General features: G+C 42.3%; 1 protein-coding gene. It reads left to right on the forward strand.

Features of this window, described 5'->3' with window-relative positions; translation table 11 throughout:
* A partial coding sequence (locus Q4489_RS18225; protein ID WP_303483379.1) for an IS3 family transposase occupies positions 1–768 on the forward strand: 768 nt, incomplete at its 5' end.
* Positions 769–776 lie beyond the last annotated feature (8 nt).

The following is a 776-nucleotide window of genomic DNA, read 5'->3' on the forward strand; positions in this document are numbered from 1 at the left end:
CAATCTGCACCGCGCATACGATTGGTAGCAGAATTAAAGCGGTGGTTTGGGCTTAGCAATGGCTCTGCAGGAGAGCGTAGCTTAGTGACATTGTTGGGTAATTCAGGTTTTAAAGCGAGCCGTTGGCTGGTGAACAAATTGATGAAAGAGCATGGTTTAGTGAGCCGTCAATTGCCTTCACATAAATATGCTAAAGCAGAAACAGAACATGTAAGTATCCCAAACAAGTTGAATCGAGCGTTTAATGTTAATGCACCCAATCAAGTTTGGTGTGGTGATGTCACCTATGTTTGGACAGGTAAAAAATGGCTTTATTTAGCTGTGGTTTTAGATTTGTATGCACGTAAAGTCGTCGGATGGTCAAGCTCAAATAGTCCTGATAGCGAATTAACGAAAAAAGCTTTACGCATGGCCTTTGAAAGTCGAGGCAAGCCTAAGAAAGTATTGTTCCACAGCGACCAAGGCTGTCATTATACAAGTCGTAGTTTTCGTCAACAGCTTTGGCGATATGGCATCCAACAAAGCTTGAGTAGACGCGGGAATTGTTGGGACAATGCACCAATGGAGCGTTTTTTTAGAAGCTTTAAAACAGAGTGGATGCCACGTAGAGGTTATGAAAATACCACTCATGCAATAAACGCCATTCACCAATATATTGTTGGTTATTATAACCGTTATCGCCCCCACCAGAATAACGGTGGGTTATCGCCATTAGAGGCCGAACACAAATATTGGAAAACTTATAACAAGGTGGCCAGTTTTAGTTGACCACTACA

The sequence above is a fragment of the Thalassotalea sp. 1_MG-2023 genome, assembly GCF_030546745.1.
Lineage (GTDB): Bacteria > Pseudomonadota > Gammaproteobacteria > Enterobacterales > Alteromonadaceae > Thalassotalea_C.